Origin of the sequence: Pseudomonas psychrophila, from assembly GCF_001043005.1 — a bacterium.
Classification (GTDB): Bacteria; Pseudomonadota; Gammaproteobacteria; order Pseudomonadales; family Pseudomonadaceae; genus Aquipseudomonas; species Aquipseudomonas psychrophila.
This window is the reverse complement of record NZ_JYKZ01000001.1, coordinates 429,246-444,291: the sequence shown is the minus strand read 5'-3', so window position 1 is coordinate 444,291 and position 15,046 is coordinate 429,246. Positions and strand designations below refer to the sequence as shown.

General features: G+C 60.1%; 13 protein-coding genes. 2 read left to right on the top strand and 11 right to left on the bottom strand.

All coding sequences use genetic code 11. The features are described from left to right. Positions 1-276: 276 nt before the first annotated feature. The 3 genes from TU76_RS02075 to TU76_RS02060 all read right to left on the bottom strand — a co-directional run bounded on the left by TU76_RS02075 (position 277) and on the right by TU76_RS02060 (position 7,354). Complete coding sequence (locus tag TU76_RS02075) at positions 277-990, bottom strand: DUF5983 family protein (RefSeq protein ID WP_048350969.1); 714 nt, start codon at positions 988-990, stop codon at positions 277-279. Between the two features lie 1,603 nt (positions 991-2,593). Then, positions 2,594-4,618 (bottom strand): DNA topoisomerase III, encoded by a 2,025-nt coding sequence (locus tag TU76_RS02065; RefSeq protein ID WP_048350967.1) that lies wholly within the window; start codon positions 4,616-4,618, stop codon positions 2,594-2,596. A 309-nt stretch (positions 4,619-4,927) separates the two neighbouring features. Beyond that, complete coding sequence (locus tag TU76_RS02060) at positions 4,928-7,354, bottom strand: ATP-binding protein (protein ID WP_048350966.1); 2,427 nt, start codon at positions 7,352-7,354, stop codon at positions 4,928-4,930. Positions 7,355-7,387: 33 nt separating this feature from the next. Between TU76_RS02060 and TU76_RS25170 the strand changes: the two genes are divergently transcribed. Continuing rightward, positions 7,388-7,552, top strand: coding sequence for a hypothetical protein (locus tag TU76_RS25170; RefSeq protein ID WP_156877919.1), 165 nt, complete (start codon positions 7,388-7,390; stop codon positions 7,550-7,552). 224 nt (positions 7,553-7,776) lie between these two features. Continuing rightward, positions 7,777-8,016, top strand: a complete 240-nt coding sequence (locus TU76_RS02055; RefSeq protein ID WP_082136479.1) for a DUF7740 domain-containing protein — start codon at positions 7,777-7,779, stop codon at positions 8,014-8,016. 201 nt (positions 8,017-8,217) lie between these two features. Here TU76_RS02055 and TU76_RS02050 read toward each other — a convergent pair whose 3' ends face one another. The 8 genes from TU76_RS02050 to TU76_RS02015 all read right to left on the bottom strand — a co-directional run bounded on the left by TU76_RS02050 (position 8,218) and on the right by TU76_RS02015 (position 15,030). Further along, a complete protein-coding gene (locus TU76_RS02050) occupies positions 8,218-8,613 on the bottom strand; it encodes a single-stranded DNA-binding protein (protein ID WP_019689279.1) in 396 nt (131 codons plus the stop codon). Continuing rightward, positions 8,610-9,125, bottom strand: coding sequence for a DUF3158 family protein (locus tag TU76_RS02045; RefSeq protein WP_048350965.1), 516 nt, complete (start codon positions 9,123-9,125; stop codon positions 8,610-8,612). The genes TU76_RS02050 and TU76_RS02045 overlap by 4 nt, the downstream gene beginning before the upstream one ends. After that, on the bottom strand, positions 9,122-9,949 hold the full coding sequence (locus tag TU76_RS02040) for a PFL_4669 family integrating conjugative element protein (RefSeq protein WP_048350964.1): 828 nt from the start codon (positions 9,947-9,949) through the stop codon (positions 9,122-9,124). Before TU76_RS02040 ends, TU76_RS02045 begins: the two co-directional genes overlap by 4 nt. 515 nt (positions 9,950-10,464) lie before the next feature. Next, positions 10,465-11,652 (bottom strand): STY4528 family pathogenicity island replication protein, encoded by a 1,188-nt coding sequence (locus TU76_RS02035; protein WP_048350963.1) that lies wholly within the window; start codon positions 11,650-11,652, stop codon positions 10,465-10,467. Continuing rightward, a complete protein-coding gene (locus TU76_RS02030; protein WP_048351254.1) occupies positions 11,652-12,212 on the bottom strand; it encodes a DUF2857 domain-containing protein in 561 nt (186 codons plus the stop codon). Before TU76_RS02030 ends, TU76_RS02035 begins: the two co-directional genes overlap by 1 nt. An 11-nt stretch (positions 12,213-12,223) precedes the next feature. Further along, positions 12,224-13,930: a ParB family protein gene (locus tag TU76_RS02025; protein WP_048350962.1), complete on the bottom strand. Its 1,707-nt coding sequence runs from the start codon at positions 13,928-13,930 to the stop codon at positions 12,224-12,226. Beyond that, complete coding sequence (locus tag TU76_RS02020) at positions 13,923-14,183, bottom strand: hypothetical protein (RefSeq protein ID WP_048350961.1); 261 nt, start codon at positions 14,181-14,183, stop codon at positions 13,923-13,925. Before TU76_RS02020 ends, TU76_RS02025 begins: the two co-directional genes overlap by 8 nt. Beyond that, a complete protein-coding gene (locus TU76_RS02015) occupies positions 14,167-15,030 on the bottom strand; it encodes a ParA family protein (protein WP_048350960.1) in 864 nt (287 codons plus the stop codon). Before TU76_RS02015 ends, TU76_RS02020 begins: the two co-directional genes overlap by 17 nt. Positions 15,031-15,046: the final 16 nt, after the last annotated feature.

Genomic DNA, 15,046 nt, shown 5'->3' with positions numbered 1-15,046 from the left:
TGCCCGCAAGGGAGGGTATCCCTTGGGGGGTGGGTAAATAGATGCTGCGTGCATCAGGGAGCACAGTGACCAGCGCGCAAAACCGCACCGAAGTCTTGAAGGTCTCGACTACCTGGGATGGTGCCGGCTACGCCAGCAAACCTGTGCGCAGAATGACATCGCCACACGGCGGTAGGCCCGCGTCAATCGGCAACCGGTGTGCCCCGCATTTGTCGTTTCATCCGAGCAGAAAAAAGCCCCTCGGTTGAGGGGCTAGAAGGTATGTCGTGGTAAGGGTCATTCTTCGTACAACGGCAAGCCGTCAAGTACCGGTGCGTCGGCGTCGAAGATCAGGATGCGGACATCAGCCAGTGCGGCCAGAAGAAGAACATTCACCAGCGACTCCGGCATGCCTTTGTCGCATTGTTCCTGCCGCAACTGCTCGGCGGTGATGCCTTCGACGTACTGCAGGTTGGCATCGGTCCAGGGCGTGGCAATCACCTTGACGCCGATCGCCGGGCTGTATGGGATCCGGAAAGCGACGAACAGAAAGCCGATCGGCGTGGCGATGTCTGCAAGCTCTGTCAGGTAGCAACCCGCTTCTTCGGTGATGTGCGCCGTGCTGATTTCCCAGCATCGGCTGTAGAAGCCAGTCTCAAAAGTCAGGCGCCGTACAACTTCCCGCGCGTCCTCAGCGGCGTAGGTATCGCCGATGTGGATGGGCTGCCCGGCATCGCCGCCGAGGATGGCGTGGACCACCGAGCGGACGATTCCTTCGGTTTGGCACTGTGCCTCAAGGTCGTCGCCGACCTCCTGGCCTTCCGTGATCAGCGCGAAGTCGTTGCACAGGATGCAGGGAAACTGCGCGATTTGATCGTCCAGAAGGTGTGCTTGGCTGGGATGAAGTTGCCGCCATACGGGCGGGCTGTCGTCTTCATAGGTGATGCAGAGAGTACGAACGACATGCAGGTTTTGGTAGCCTCGGATGAAAGGATTGGGAGTCTGAGACATGGTATTTCTCCAGCAGAGGTTAGGCGGAACCCATCCCCAACTGGGGATCGGGTCCCAGTGGGTGAATAAATGCAGGCGCTTCAGTCGAAGCACTCAGCTCGGAGGTATCAAGCAGAAGCTGCGCAACGTGCGCTCGCAGGATCGCTTGAATATGCAGGTCGGAGATGCCGACAAGTAGGCTCACCGTCTAGCGCTTGAGCAGGCACGATGTTTCATCGATCTGGTTCTGCGGCGCGGCCTCGCGCAGTTGTTCGCCGAGATTCAGTGCCTGTGTTGAGTCGTGGGTGGAATATCACCTCGTTGCTGATGACGCAGCCATGGCCGCCGAACTCGAATAGTCGTGATTTGCTGCACAGTGCCATGGGAGCCTCCAGAAGACGATGCGCCATAGGCGCGGTGGATTGAATTCGCGTAAGCCGACACGACGGCAGTTCTGAACTGGTCAGTGCCATGCGTCGAATGAAGAAACGCGGGGTTGCGCGGGAATGAAGAGCATCGGCGCTAGGTGTGGCGCACGTCCGCGTAAAACGATGCGAAACGGACTGGATCGGTCTACGTGGAACCTCCACGTCGCAGCCTGAGGACCGTGGCTGCTGGCATGGTGCTGACCGGAGTTAGCAACAGATGGTGGCAGAATGGCAAAGCGGCTTCATGGCGTCTGCCGACAATGGGCTTTTTGCGCGCCCCTGTTATTGCAAGACCTGTTGCAGGTGTCGTCCGAGCTAGGCCGCAAGGCACGGCCATTGAGTTGCCAATGGCTTTGCAGCGAGGTGCACGCGATACGGCACCAGGGTGTAGTCGTCCGGTATGCCTTAAAGGCGGCACTCCTTGGGCATTAGCCGGAGCCCCCGTCATTGGTACCTGTCCGCTGTGCCGGGGTATTCCCGTAGTAGCAGAAATAGGGTTTCGTAGTTCGGCACCGGTATGGGGCTTTCGTCCTCATTACCGGTGCTGACGCCTAATTATGGCGACATGCCACTCTCCCTGTTCGGCGGCCAAGTTCATGACTTTGATGTGGCGGCACACGCTGCCGTACCGAAGGGGTTGAAGGTGCATGTGTCCATCTTCTGTTCTGGTTGTGGCGAAGTCACCCGGTTCTGGACAGGTCGCAGGCAGACGGCGTTCAAGATGCAGAGAGGAACAAGGCGCTGGAGGCAGTACGCCTCCAGCGGGGGACAGGGATACCACCTGTGGCTGTCGCAGGGACTCTGGCCGTCGTCAACGCCTGTCGCTGGAGCAGATCGCACCCGACCCGTTTCGTGGCTGGGGTCGATATCTTTCGGCGCACATCCGCGCACAAAAGGAGCCCGTTGTTTCACCGGCGGGCACCGGAGGCGAGCACCGTCGTCCCCGAAGGGTCTCCTGGCATCTCGCGCGCAAGGCGCCAGGAGACCCTTCGGGCCGGACGTAGAGAGTGCCGATCAACAGGCCGTGCATCCGGCCGGGCAGGAAAGCACCTTCAATCCTCCCGACGACACGAGCCGCTGGAGAGGTACATGCCATTGCAGAAGGCGGGGGCATGCTTGGGATGCCCCGCGGGTAGCGGGGCCATGCCTGACAACCGCTGGAAAACGCGGCTGGGGCAGGACGTGTCTGGCAGGCGTCAGGAAGCTCTGGGAGCGGTCCGCCGCTTGCGCGAAGCGGCTCGCTTGCCACCGGACGATTCGATTGCTACGGTGCCTTTACAGTCAGGATAACGGTTGCACGACCAAAAAGGACCTGTTTTGCCGGTGCGCTGCCGCGTCGCTGCACCACACAATGGGCAAGCCGGACCTTCGGGAATCTGGATGGACAAGGTGATGTCACGGTACTGTTGCACGAGTTGCGTGATCCAGACCGATTGCTTCTCGATGAAGGTGTCCAGGGTCAACTGACCGGTTTCGATCAGGTCCAACGCCTGTTCCCAAATGGCGGTCGTGCCCGGGTCGGCGATGGCCGCTGGAACTGCGTCGATCAGGGTGAAAGCCGCCTCGGAGGCGCGGACGGATCGACCTTTTTTGACCAGGTAGCTTCGGCCCAGCAAGCCGTTGATGATGTTCGCACGGGTGGCCTCGGTGCCGATGCCCGTGGATTCCTTCAACTTCTGCTTCAGGCGTGGGTCGGTCACCAGTTTGGCGACACCCTTCATGGCTTTGACCAACTCACCCTGCGTGAACGGTTTGGGCGGCAGTGTCTTCAGCGCTTTCAGATCGACAGAGCCTACCAGGCAATGTGTGCCCTCGGATAGCAGCGGCAGGATCTGGCTGCGTTGGGCGGGCTCGTCGTCCGCACCGTCGGGTGTGCCCGGCCCGCTGTTGATTAGTGCCCGGTGCCATCCCAGGACGGCAACCTGCTTACCCGTTGCCTGCAGTGTCTGGCCGCCGGCTGACACCGTGGCGACTGTTCTGTCGAACTCATGGTGAGGTAGAAACTGGGCCAGGTAATGCGAACGGATGAGCCGATAAACGGCCCGCTCCTTCTCCGACATGGCAGAAAGGTTGGTCGGCTCCAGCGTGGGAATGATGCCGTGGTGAGCAGTGACTTTCGCATCGTTCCAGGCGCGTGAGCGTTGGGTGCGGTCGAGTTGGTCGAATAAGGGGCGCAGGCTGGGATCAGTGGCGAGGATGGCGTTGAGTACCGTCGGCACTTCGGCCAGCATGCTCTCCGGCAGGTAGCCGGAGTCCGAGCGGGGATAGGTGGTCGCCTTGTGCGTCTCGTACAGCGATTGCGCGATGTCCAGTGTCTCCTGAACGTCGAGAGCAAACTGACGCGAGCAGACTTCCTGCAGCGTGCTGAGGTCGAACGGGAGAGGCGCGACTTCGCGGACCCGCTCGGTTTCCACCGACAGCACCTGCGCCTCACGAGTGCCGCCGATTTGGCTTACTGCCTGCCGGGCCGTTCGTTGGTCCAGGCACCGACCTGCAGCATCGGTGGTGGCATCGGGCGGCATCCAGTTTGCGGTGAAAGAATTGCCAGCGTGCGATAGCTGCACGTCGACGGACCAAAACGGAACAGACACGAACCGGGCGATCTCGCGGTCACGATCAACCACAAGACGCAGCGTGGGCGTCTGCACACGACCGACTGAGAGGACACCCTGGTAGCCGGCTTGGCGGCCGAGCACCGTGAACAACCGGCTGAGGTTCATGCCGATCAACCAATCGGCGCGAGAGCGGGCGAGTGCCGAGTAATACAGCGGCAGGGTCTCATTCGAAGGATTGAGCGCGTCCAGTGCCTTGCGAATGGAAGCGTCATTCAGTGCCGACAGCCACAGCCGTTGAATGGACCCACGGTAGCCGCACAGATCGATAATCTCGCGAGCGATCATCTCGCCTTCGCGATCGGCATCAGTGGCAATCACCAGTTCGGTGGCGTGGCCGAGCAACTGTTTGACGACCTTGAATTGCGCGGCAGTGGAGGCCTTGACCTCGCTGCGCCAGCGCTCGGGGATAATGGGAAGCTGTTCCATGGACCAGCGTTTGTACTGCTCGCCGTACGCTTCCGGTGGTGCCGCCTCGAGCAGATGGCCGATGCACCAGGTCACGACAATTCCTGGTCCGTTGTAGCAGCCAGTTCCGCGCTGTTTCGCACCCAGCACACGCGCTATGTCTTTGCCCTGCGAAGGTTTCTCGCACAGATACACGCGCATGCAGCCTCCTCGGAAATAGCGTGGTGTCCATCGAATGAGCACCAGCATGTCCGGGGAGACCACGAGAGACCGCAAACAAGGTGGACTCGACAATGACCGGCTTTTTGAGCGGGGGGAGTAAGGTTGAGTCCAGGGTCGTTTAGGAGATTGCCAGAGAAGGCGCTTCGTTTCGCGCGCGCGGGGAACTCAGTGGATGTCCATGGCGCTATACCCTGGGTATAGCGGTGTCCGCTGGAAGCCGGTATTTGGCAGGCCGACAGGCGCTGGCGCATTGAAGGCGACCATCGACTGCTACAGCCGCCACTCGGATCAGGCATCCGGTTCTTCACGCCACTTCAGATAATCACCCACACAAAAGAAGCCAGCAGCGGCCGCATTGCGCTCAAGCGTCCATGCAGTCTCGCCGGGACGGATCAGCACCTGTAGGTCTTCGGAGAAGTGCGCCGTCGAGTCGGCATGAGAGCCCCCTTGACGACCATCGGGCGGGTCGGCGTCTTTGAGGTCGCCGTCTTCAAATTCATCATCGCCAGAGTATTCCTGGTCGTCAGCCTCCCAGGGCTTTGCGGTCCACAGAGCATGAAGCAGGTCATCGCTCAGATCCTCGCGCAGCAAGTAGCACAGTGCGTCAGGATGGACCTCGTCGACCTGTACATGGAACAGCGTGGCGAATCGACGCCGTGCAGCCTCTTTGGCCTCGGTCTGGGCTTTCTCATAGGTTTCGATTTCGGCCCAATACGTGGCTTCTTCCTCGTCGTACTGGATCTGCGCTGAGGCACATTGCGCCGTGTCAACCCGGTGCTGCGCCTCGATGAGCTTCTGGTCAGCCTCGGCACGCGTCAGAACCTCCGACCAGTCGGGTGTCGGGGAACCGGTGCCAGCGACAGCAAGAAGCGTGTTCTGGTAATCGATGAAGGCCCTATTTTCGTCAGGAACCGGGTCGACGACGACAGGGTCGTTGCTGACATCTTCGATGGTCGGTGGTAGGTCGCGCTTCTCGCGACCGCTGCCGGCACGGTCGACCAGAAAGCGTTCACGCCAGGCCTCGCCACGCGCACGCTTCCCATCGCCCTCGAGGCTCATGGTGTACTTCATCAGCCACATGTGCATGTAGCGCTGGCGTTGCGCGCTGTGCTGCAGGGCGAGGTCATGGAAGCGCTGATAGAACGCGTCATCATGGCCACAGTCGAGGCTATCGCCTTCGTGGGCAACCTCGTGCTCGATAAGGGTAAAAATGTAGGCAGCGGTCCTGAGTGGACTCGATTTTAGCCGCTTCACAAGGGTGACGTCGACGGCGATGTAACTGCTGCCGTCGGTCCACGCCTCGGCGATGTTGGACTGCCCGAGAAGAATGTGTAGCGATTTACCCTCACGCACATGGCCTCCGTATCCAGGCCGGCCACCCGTGCACAGGGCGGCGTAGTGATGCAGGCACCAGCGCAAAGCAGTCCAGGCGCGGCGTGTCTCGCGATCGAGCGCATCTTTTTCCATCAAGATATGGGTCCGCTCAATGAACGCGTCGCGCAGTGTTGAAAACGCGAGCAAGTCCGGAACGTAGAGGCCGTTCAGCCACCAGTACTGTGTGCCGTTCTGCTCCACGTCGTGGTGAAGGTTGGCATGGACCCGAACGATACACTCGACAAAATCCTGTGCGTTGTAGCAGCCGAAGCGGTCGAGTGTGGTGGGGTGAACGATCACGGCGATACCTTCGCGGGCGATGGCTTCACCCTTCGGGACATCGAAGGCGTTGTCGACGACCGCGAACCTGCCGCCTTGCCGCTTGTTGTGGCTATAGCGGCATTTGCGCAGAAAGTCCTCCAACGACACGTGCCGCTTGCCGGGCAGAAGCGTGACGACCTCTTCCTGAGAGTAGATCTGAACGATGTTGGCATCGCCCGAAAGCAAGGCCCGCGCGGATTTTTCACGGCGAGCCTCGGTTTTACGGTGGTCACCAAGACGGGACGCCATCTGGTCAGCCATCTGGCCAAATTGTCTGGCAACTGATTTCCACACCGGGCAGGTCTTGCGCAGGATTTCGGTACGGGAGACGTTCAGGCCAATGGCCTTTTTGGAAACGATGAGGCCGCCCGCGCCCCACGTGTGAGCGGGATCGTGGCGTACCAGTACGCCCTGGTTGTAGATGGAGACGGCACCGTCCGCTTTCACGCGATACCAGGCGAATTCGTCCTCGGCATCCCAGCGCTCGGTGCGAGGATCGCGTGTGATGCACCGGCCATTCAGCTCAACAATGACGGGGGTGTAACGCACCAGGTCCCGAACCTCCTGGATGGTCGACATCAACTCCGCATCACTCAGGACTTCGTACCAGTCGCCAGAGATCGAGCAGCCCGGCGATGCGTCCTGGAGGTCGTCAAGATCGTAGTGATAGCCCATCTCACGTGTATCGACGGTCATCATCCAGGCGTTCGAGCGCCAGACTGTTGTGGCATGGGCCATGATCTGGCCGCGCCCGAGCCGGAAACGGCCGTAGGTGGCGTCGCCTTCATCGTGTGGCGTGCCGAACCGACCAAAGTACCGAACGACATCTTCGCGGCGGGCAAAGCCCTGGCCGTCGTCGCTGCAGGTGAAGCCGGTGCGGGACATCGAAAGATGCACAGAGCTGGCCCTGGCATCGACCGAGTTCATCAGCAACTCGATGATGGCTTTGCCGATGGAGCCCGCCTGGCTGTAAATGATGTGGTGGATGATCTGCGGATCGAGTTCGAATGGCAGACGCATGGACCCTCCTTGTAGCGTCAGGTCAAAATATTGATGAAAACGCCGTCCATCTCATTGCCGATGCGCAATGAAGAGCCCGGCATTCGACCTGTGCACCGGGAGAGGATGGATACGCGATCATTGATGCCGGCGATTACCGGGTTTGTCGAAAACCTAACCGTGCCACTGCTCATCCGTATTCAGCGTGAGCGGGTGTGATCAGACCGGAGTAAGCGGCGTGTGATGGAGTTCTCAGGAGGTTCAAACGTGTCGTGAGATGGCACGTCGGGAGCACTGTCATGTACCGCGGACTGCGACCTCAGTGGACGTCAGTGGAGCTATTTGACATGATCCAGACCCAAGCGGGTGGGTGCAAAGTGGCGAGACAGCGAGTGATGGCCATTAAGCTGCCCCCCTGATAAGCCGAAGAAAGACACTATGCAATGGGTCAAGTGTTAGTGGCGATTTGCAGCGAGAGTGAGGTGATGGCGAAGACGCTGACCGATGCATATCTAGTGCTGCTGTTAGCGGCGACCATCCACGGTACGGATGCCGCCGTGCGTGATACAGCGAAGCGCTGTGCCAAAACGCTGCCGAGAAGCAAGCGGCATGTGATGTACCAGATAGTGGACAGCAAGGAGCCGCTCAGGCTTGTGTTCCACATCGCGGAGAATCTGGACTGATGTAGCAAGCGAGGAGAGTCTGCAAGAGTCGGAAGCCATGAGGCCGCGAATGGAGGCCGTAGGTTGGTTCTCCGGGAGCTTCTCCATGTGCCGCGAACTGTGGATCTCAGGGGAACTCCATGGACGCTGGCTGTTGTCCGGTGAGCGACTGGTGGTTGGCGCAATCGCTCAGCGGGAAAGGTGCACGCAGGGCGGGAATGATCACTCGTTCTCGGCTGGCTCCGCCGCAGCGGGCTTGGCCCCGAGCACGACAGACTCAATGCGATAAGGCAGGATGCCAGCGCGGCGGGCTTCGATCTTGAAGGTCACACGCTCGTTTTCGTCCGCATCCTCCCAATCGTCTTTCACCGCCCGACCTTCGACCAAGACGCGCATGCCCTTTTGGTACAGCGCGGCCCAGCGTTCGGCGTCGCGATGCCAGATTTCGACCGGCGCCCAGAACCCACCGCGATCTTCAAAGCCCTCCTTGGTAGGCACGGGATTGTCGAAGTAGACATTCAGGCGCAACAGCCTGCGCGGCTCATTGTTGCCGTTCGGAAATTCGCGGAATTCTGGCGCCGAACCGATGTTGCCCTCACCGTAGAAATGCGTGCTCATGAGTGTGACTCCTTGGGGTTGGTGGCGTGGACACGCCGTTGGTAAGCCCCCTCGGCATGGGCCAACATGCTGGCACACTCCAAGGTTTGGCGGGCGATACTGTGAGTGAGGCTGATCTGCAGGTTCAGAACGATGCGCTGCACCTCGATGGCGAAGAGGTCGTCGATCAGCGATGCCGGTGTGCCGGGGCTGGCAAGCAGCTCCTCCCACAAAGCAGTACCCATGCGCGAACGATCGAGGTTGCGCCAACGCAGAAAGGTCGTGCCTGCGCCAGTGGTTTGCTGGGCCAGTTGCACGGCAAGCAGGTTGAAGGGGTGGCTGCGGGCCTGCGACAGCACCTTGCGCTGCGCCAGTCCGATCAGATCGTCCCGCAGTGCTTGGCACTGGCTGGCCCAGGTCGCAAGCTCCCCATTACCTTTAAAAGGCTTTAAAAGGCCTTTTAGGTAGCCTGCGTGTTCCAGCCTCTGGAAGTCAGCCTGTTCCAGTGCCAAGAAGCGGTTGGATGCGGTCATTCTGGGTGGTCCTCGCCGTCCAACGACACGGAAGAGTCGTCGCCCAGAGGCACCCCGTCAGATACGGCTGGCTCAGCCGCGTTGGGTTCACCGGCTGGCGCAACGTCGGAGGTAGTTGACCGGGTTGGCGCCGATGCCAAAGGGGCGCGACGGATGAGCGGTGGCGCAAAGCGTGAACGGCGTGTGCCATCGAGCACGTCCTGCGGTAGTTCACCGTATTTCTCCAAGGCGGCACGCGCCGCGGCATTGTTGGCAGCGAAGTCGTCGCGCTGGGTACCGGAGTAGCGGTACTGCTGCGCCAGGCTGAAAAGGCTGCGCAGCGCATGCGCGCCTTCATTGAGCCAGCGTTCTAGGGTGCTGCGGTCGATTAGGGCGGTGTGGTGCGCCAAGATCAGACGCCGGGCTAGGTCGTCGTAGTCGGCCAGCAGATAGACCGCCATGAAGCCGAGCTGCGAGGCCACGAACAGCGGCAGCTTTACTGGCTGGACGTTGAGGTTCTCGCCCAGGCTGAGTGCGGCCGGTACATCGGCCAGCGCCTGATCAACCTGTTCGCGCAGGGTCTGGAGTTGTGCCTTGGTGGTGCTGAGCTTGTCTTCGATGCGCAGCATCCACCAGTCGGAGTAGGGGTCGTCTTGCTCAGAACCTCGCTTGAGCTTGGTCATGATGGCGACAAAGCCGTTGAGCCCGACAATGCCGGGCTTGCCCTCGGAGGGCGTACGTCCGTGCCAGATACGGGACGCATGATGGGTGTGCAGCGTCAGCGACATCGCGCTGCGCAGCGAGCCAAGGTTCAACTGCAGGGAAGATTCGAGTTCGGTGGCCATCGTGACGACTCTCGCTGAAGAAACGAGTCGCCAGCATCGGCATTGGCCGGAAGGGTGTCAGTCATCAAATCGCACCGCCTGAACGCCTGTTTGTGAATTCACACTTCCGCAGTGAAATCTTGCACCTCGCTGCGGATGAGAGGGTTGCGTGAGGCGTTCTACGTTTGTTGCCCGCCACCGTTGCCGGAAGGCAGTGTGTTCAACTAAACCAGTGGTATAGGCGACAGCGGCCTTCGGTGGACTCTTCAGGCGGATGACCTGGGGCTGGAGGTGATGCGTTGCCGGAAGGCAGTCTGTTCAACTATACCAGTGGTATAGGCGACGGTGGCCTTCGGTGGACTCTTCAGGCGGATGACCCCGGGACTGGAGGTGATGCATTGCAAGGAAGGCAGTGTGTTCAACTATACCAGTGGTATAGGCGACCATGGACATCGTTGGACTTGCTTGCGGAGATATGGGACAAACCCTGATGTTGAGCATTGCAAAACGCCATTGATAGCACGTGAGCGCTGCTTTCACCTGCCGAGCAGTGAGCGTAGCCGTGCGATGTTCTCTCGGGCGACTTCTGGGCCGACAGCCTGCATTGGCTGCGGCTGCGGCTGCGGCTGTGGGGGCGGGCTTACCGGGGGGCTGGATTTTTCCTGGCCGGTCCATGCGCGAAATTCACCCTTCATGGCTTTCTGAATGATGCCAAACAGGTAGCCCGCAGGGTTACGCACCGAGCTTGCCCGACAACGTGCATCCCATTCGTCGATGATGGCCTGGTGCAACTCGGCATCCACGGGCTGCAGTGCGGTCAGCGCGCCTGATTGCTGCTCTGCTTTGAGTGTCATGAAGCGTTCGGGTAGGCGAAGTTTTCCCCGCTCGCGCGGTACTGTACGTACTTCTTTTAGTTCTTTTTCTTTACGTACAGTACTATCGGTCTTCGGAATCCGAAGCGAGCCGGTTTTTTTGGGTTTTGCGCCTGCTTCGGATTCCGAAATCGGGGGGGCAGGATTCCGAAGTAAGTCTTTGAGGCCTTCTTTGGATTCGTGGTCATCCCCAGGTTGTGGATAACTTTTCTCCTCGGTCCAGCCTCGTGCCGCCAGCCGTTGTGATAACACCTGGAGCCTGCTCGGCAGTGCCCGCGCCCTGAGCAGGGGGTCGTCGCCCATTTCTTTGAGGGTGTGCACACCGACGCGCTGGACAGATTTGCTGGCGTGATTCAATGACTGGCTGACCAGACCCAGATAGTCCGGGTCCAGCTGAATGGCTTCATAGGGCGTCAGAGGCTCGTCGTGCAGCACATAGAGGTTGCCCTGTATTCGTCCTGTTTTCGGATCACGATGGCGTCTCACCAGACTGATCCAGCGCGTCAGGCGCAGCAGCGTTAGCGCGCGGGCGACGGTCTCATGGGATGCGCGCGCCGTACACGGCATTGAAGCCAGATAGGGGCAGAGCTGGTCGTAGGTGGGAAAAGCAGTGATCCCGTCGTCGTTGAGCAGCAGACGAAAGACCTGCCAGGCGTTTCGTTCAAGCGGAGTCAGACGGTTATCCAATAGCAAGGCACGGGGCACGCTGGCATGACGATTGCCGCTGAAGATGAATCCATCAGAGTGAGTGGGTACCGGTGTCGCGTCCGGGGGCGGTTGCATGTGCTGCAGTGTCCGGTCGAACAGTTCTCCCAGCGATATGGGACCGTGTGAATGACGTGGACTGTCCATCAAACCAGCCCTGCATCAATCCACCCTTGGATAGCGCTCCAGATCACTGAGATGGGCAGGCCCGTGGGTTCTGCAAGATCGGCTGTAATCGCAAGCATTGCCATGTCGTCGGTCAGCGCAGTGCCACGCTCTTTTATGGTTTTAGACCAGCGATACCACAGATCGGAATCCTGAGCCTCTGTCAGGACCGGATGCCGACCCTTACGTTTTGGGAGTCCGATGACGTCGCGCCTGAGGGCGATCTCCTGGTGGGTCAAACCGTAGAACTTGCTGATGAGTTCTGTGCTCGCGCCCAGTCGCAGGAGTCGGTCGATCTCCTCGATTTCCCGTGCGAGATCCTCCACCTGGCTCAGGAGACGTCGAAGCACTTCCGGGTTCACGCTCACGGAGCACCATGAGACGGTGGCGTTGGCCAGGAGGCTGGCCATGGCCGGATGCTTGAGTGCATCCAGAGCAGCATCGTCGAATCCCATGGACTTGGCCCGGCGCAACTGGCCATTGCGCAAATCGTGGAGCGCTTGCGCGATGACGGCCTGATTGAGCGGATGCGGTTCGGGCATGGCGGCCGCCCTCATGATCCGTTCATGGCGGTATTGCCATCAGTGATGTCGGCCTTGATGTCCAGCAACCGCCGGGCAAGTCTCAATAAGCGGAAAAGCTTCACCAGACTCGTATCGCTCAATCGAGCGGCATGTTGTGATGACGGGGTGCGTTCCAACCCCAGCAGAAGAGTGCCCAAATCTCCAGGCATTCGTAAAGGCGGAGTCCCGTCCGGCTGGTAGGGAGCGCTCAGGCTATGCAGCAGTAGTAATGCACCACGGAGATTTGGGGGCGTGTCCGCATCGCCAGATGTTCCCGCGCATGTGAAGCCTATGCCCTCGTCGCAAGCGACAATGGCATCTTTCAGACCCGCTTCGGTGGCGATCTCATGCGCGAATTGAGCGATGTGGATGCGCAGTCGATCGGGCGTGTCGAGGCTGGGGTCGATGTACCAGACATCCGAGATGGGATAGAGACCTCCAGCCTGAACAGGGATGGCCTGTAGTACGTTATTTCCGAAATCGGGTGGTGTCTCGCCGACATGGTCGGTCACCAATCGTTGGATCGACTGTAGGCGCTCGGTGGTCTCGGCAGGCGAAACGATATGTTCCTCAATCAAGACCGAGCGATCGTCCTTTTCCTGTTGATCCTCATTCGCGTCGGCCGGAGGGCGTGTTGCCGATCCACCTGGTAGCGTATGGGGCTCGCTTGCAGATGTTCGGGGTGTCTCCGTCGTCCGCGGTGTGGATGCTGACGGCGGCGGTGCGGTCGTCGATGGCAATGTAGGCTGGCGCGTGGGTGCCTGTCCGGTCGTCGCCGTGCTGGACGTGTCGTTGGGGTCACTATTTAGCAGTTGCCAGCGCTTCTCGGAATCGGTGATTTCGAACGCCAACGTGTCATAGTCCACCCCGAGCAAGTCGGCCATTTGACCGATCAGCTCATCCTGTACTCGCTGCGCCGCAAAGCTCCCAGGGGAGTCAAATACCATCAGCACGTCTTGGAACAGCGTCGCAAAATCAATGCTTAAACTGTTCGTGGTCACGCGCGCATCCCAGATCCGGGAACCGGCTCTACGCAGGCTGGTCAGTTGCTCGACTTGGGGGCGTCCCAGGCCGGCATAGAGCACGTTCGGTATCGCTGGCAGCAGGAACTGGATGGCCTCCTGCATGCGGCTGATGTGGGGCTGAGGCACGGGGTAGCCGTCAGCCTTGAGACGTCGGGCAAGCTCTGACTGCGACAGCGATTTACCATCCTCCTGTTCATAGAGCTCACGGACTTTTTCAACACCCAGGGCACGTTCGATAAACGACAGGCCACCGTGAAGTTCGTTTTCTGCGAGATGTCCCGTCAGGGCGACGATCTCACCGCGCTCCGGCCATGGGCGGAACAGGCAGCCGATACGGAAGAATCGTTCGTCTTTGCTCTCACTCCACAGATCGCGCAGTATCGCCAGGCGCGTGTTGCCGCCGTTACGAATGATGTAGTGATCGGCACCGGGGCGACGGGTGATCGGCGGCGGGGCATCCAGCCCACGCTGGCGGATGGACGCTTTGATCTCCTCGTACAGCGGATTGCGCGTCAGCCTCGGATCGAGCTCATAGGGGCGCAACTGGTCCAGCGTCACCATCATTGGAGTATCGGCGATCGGCTCCGTCAGGGTATCCGCAACGGGTCCGGAGCGTCCAAAACCGTCGCTCATCAGTTTATTGGCTATCTCTTGAGGGGAGGCATCAGTCATAGTCGGCCCCCTCCTGAGCAGGGTGCTCCGCCGTCATGGCGTGACGTTGTGCACGACGCAACATGGCGCGCGCATTGCGTTCTGCCCGGTGATCGCTGGCTGTCGCGCTGGTATAAATCGGCGGTAAGCCCGGCTTGACGAATTTGAGGTGCCCGCCAGGTGTTCGGGAGACATTCCAACCCTCGCTCAGGGCATGTTCAATCAGCGGAAGTAGTCGCTTGTGGCCACGGGCTAATTCATGGGCGTTCGACATGAGAATGTCTCCCCTCACACTTCCCGGTGACCAGGGCGAACTGTTCCTGCCATTGCGGGCACAGTTCGCTGGCCAACCCGCGCACAATGTCCAGCGCGGCTGCCGCGACTCGGCCAGTGGGCCGTCGGTGCTCAACCCGATGGACCGGCAAACCACGCGTTGCCGCTCGGGGAAATGCCTCGATTGCGGGGATCTCGGTACGCAGGACGTGAACCCCTTCCTGATCTCGGAAGATCAAACGCAGTGTCTGCTGGATCAGCTTTGCATTGGCAGACACAGCAGGTACGCGGTTGAGCAGGAGATTAAGGTGCGGAGGGTTAATGCCCAGATGCCTATAGAGGGCGATGTCTTCGATGAGCTGCAAAGTGCCTCGGCGCATTTCACGCGCGGCGAGGATTTCGGGGGTTACGGGCGAGACCGCCTGCTCGGAGGCCAGCACGGCCATCTCCAGCAGCACACTGCGAGCGCCTTGAGTATCGAGTAGCACTAGGTCGTAGTGCGGCCGAAACACCGGTAGCAGGTGCCGCAGTCGAAGTCGCCCATCCGGTGCATGAAGCAAGAGGGTATTCAACTGCCGATGCTCGTCATTGGACAGAATGACGTCCAGCCGGTCTATGACGGTGCGCGATACCAGGCGCGCAATGTCGCGTTCGTTGAATGCCAGCAGCTCATAGATCCCGTATGGAGCCCGACTTGCAAGCTCGTAGTAGGATGACAGCGTCGGCTGCATATCAAGATCAAGCAACAGAACCCTTAGGCCGGCATCGGCGATAAAGCCGCCGAGGTTCGCGGCTACGCTGGTTTTTCCTACGCCGCCTTTGGTCGAGATAACAGAGATCACCTGCATGGCTTGCTCCTCTTTG

What these genes read in the sequence shown, in the direction of transcription:
- TU76_RS02075 (WP_048350969.1), bottom strand. Translation starts at nt 990, where the DNA reads ATGTCTCAGACTCCCAATCCTTTCATCCGAGGCTACCAAAACCTGCAT.
- TU76_RS02065 (WP_048350967.1), bottom strand. Translation starts at nt 4,618, where the DNA reads ATGCGCGTGTATCTGTGCGAGAAACCTTCGCAGGGCAAAGACATAGCG.
- TU76_RS02060 (WP_048350966.1), bottom strand. Translation starts at nt 7,354, where the DNA reads ATGCGTCTGCCATTCGAACTCGATCCGCAGATCATCCACCACATCATT.
- TU76_RS25170 (WP_156877919.1), top strand. Translation starts at nt 7,388, where the DNA reads ATGAAAACGCCGTCCATCTCATTGCCGATGCGCAATGAAGAGCCCGGC.
- TU76_RS02055 (WP_082136479.1), top strand. Translation starts at nt 7,777, where the DNA reads ATGGGTCAAGTGTTAGTGGCGATTTGCAGCGAGAGTGAGGTGATGGCG.
- TU76_RS02050 (WP_019689279.1), bottom strand. Translation starts at nt 8,613, where the DNA reads ATGAGCACGCATTTCTACGGTGAGGGCAACATCGGTTCGGCGCCAGAA.
- TU76_RS02045 (WP_048350965.1), bottom strand. Translation starts at nt 9,125, where the DNA reads ATGACCGCATCCAACCGCTTCTTGGCACTGGAACAGGCTGACTTCCAG.
- TU76_RS02040 (WP_048350964.1), bottom strand. Translation starts at nt 9,949, where the DNA reads ATGGCCACCGAACTCGAATCTTCCCTGCAGTTGAACCTTGGCTCGCTG.
- TU76_RS02035 (WP_048350963.1), bottom strand. Translation starts at nt 11,652, where the DNA reads ATGGACAGTCCACGTCATTCACACGGTCCCATATCGCTGGGAGAACTG.
- TU76_RS02030 (WP_048351254.1), bottom strand. Translation starts at nt 12,212, where the DNA reads ATGCCCGAACCGCATCCGCTCAATCAGGCCGTCATCGCGCAAGCGCTC.
- TU76_RS02025 (WP_048350962.1), bottom strand. Translation starts at nt 13,930, where the DNA reads ATGACTGATGCCTCCCCTCAAGAGATAGCCAATAAACTGATGAGCGAC.
- TU76_RS02020 (WP_048350961.1), bottom strand. Translation starts at nt 14,183, where the DNA reads ATGTCGAACGCCCATGAATTAGCCCGTGGCCACAAGCGACTACTTCCG.
- TU76_RS02015 (WP_048350960.1), bottom strand. Translation starts at nt 15,030, where the DNA reads ATGCAGGTGATCTCTGTTATCTCGACCAAAGGCGGCGTAGGAAAAACC.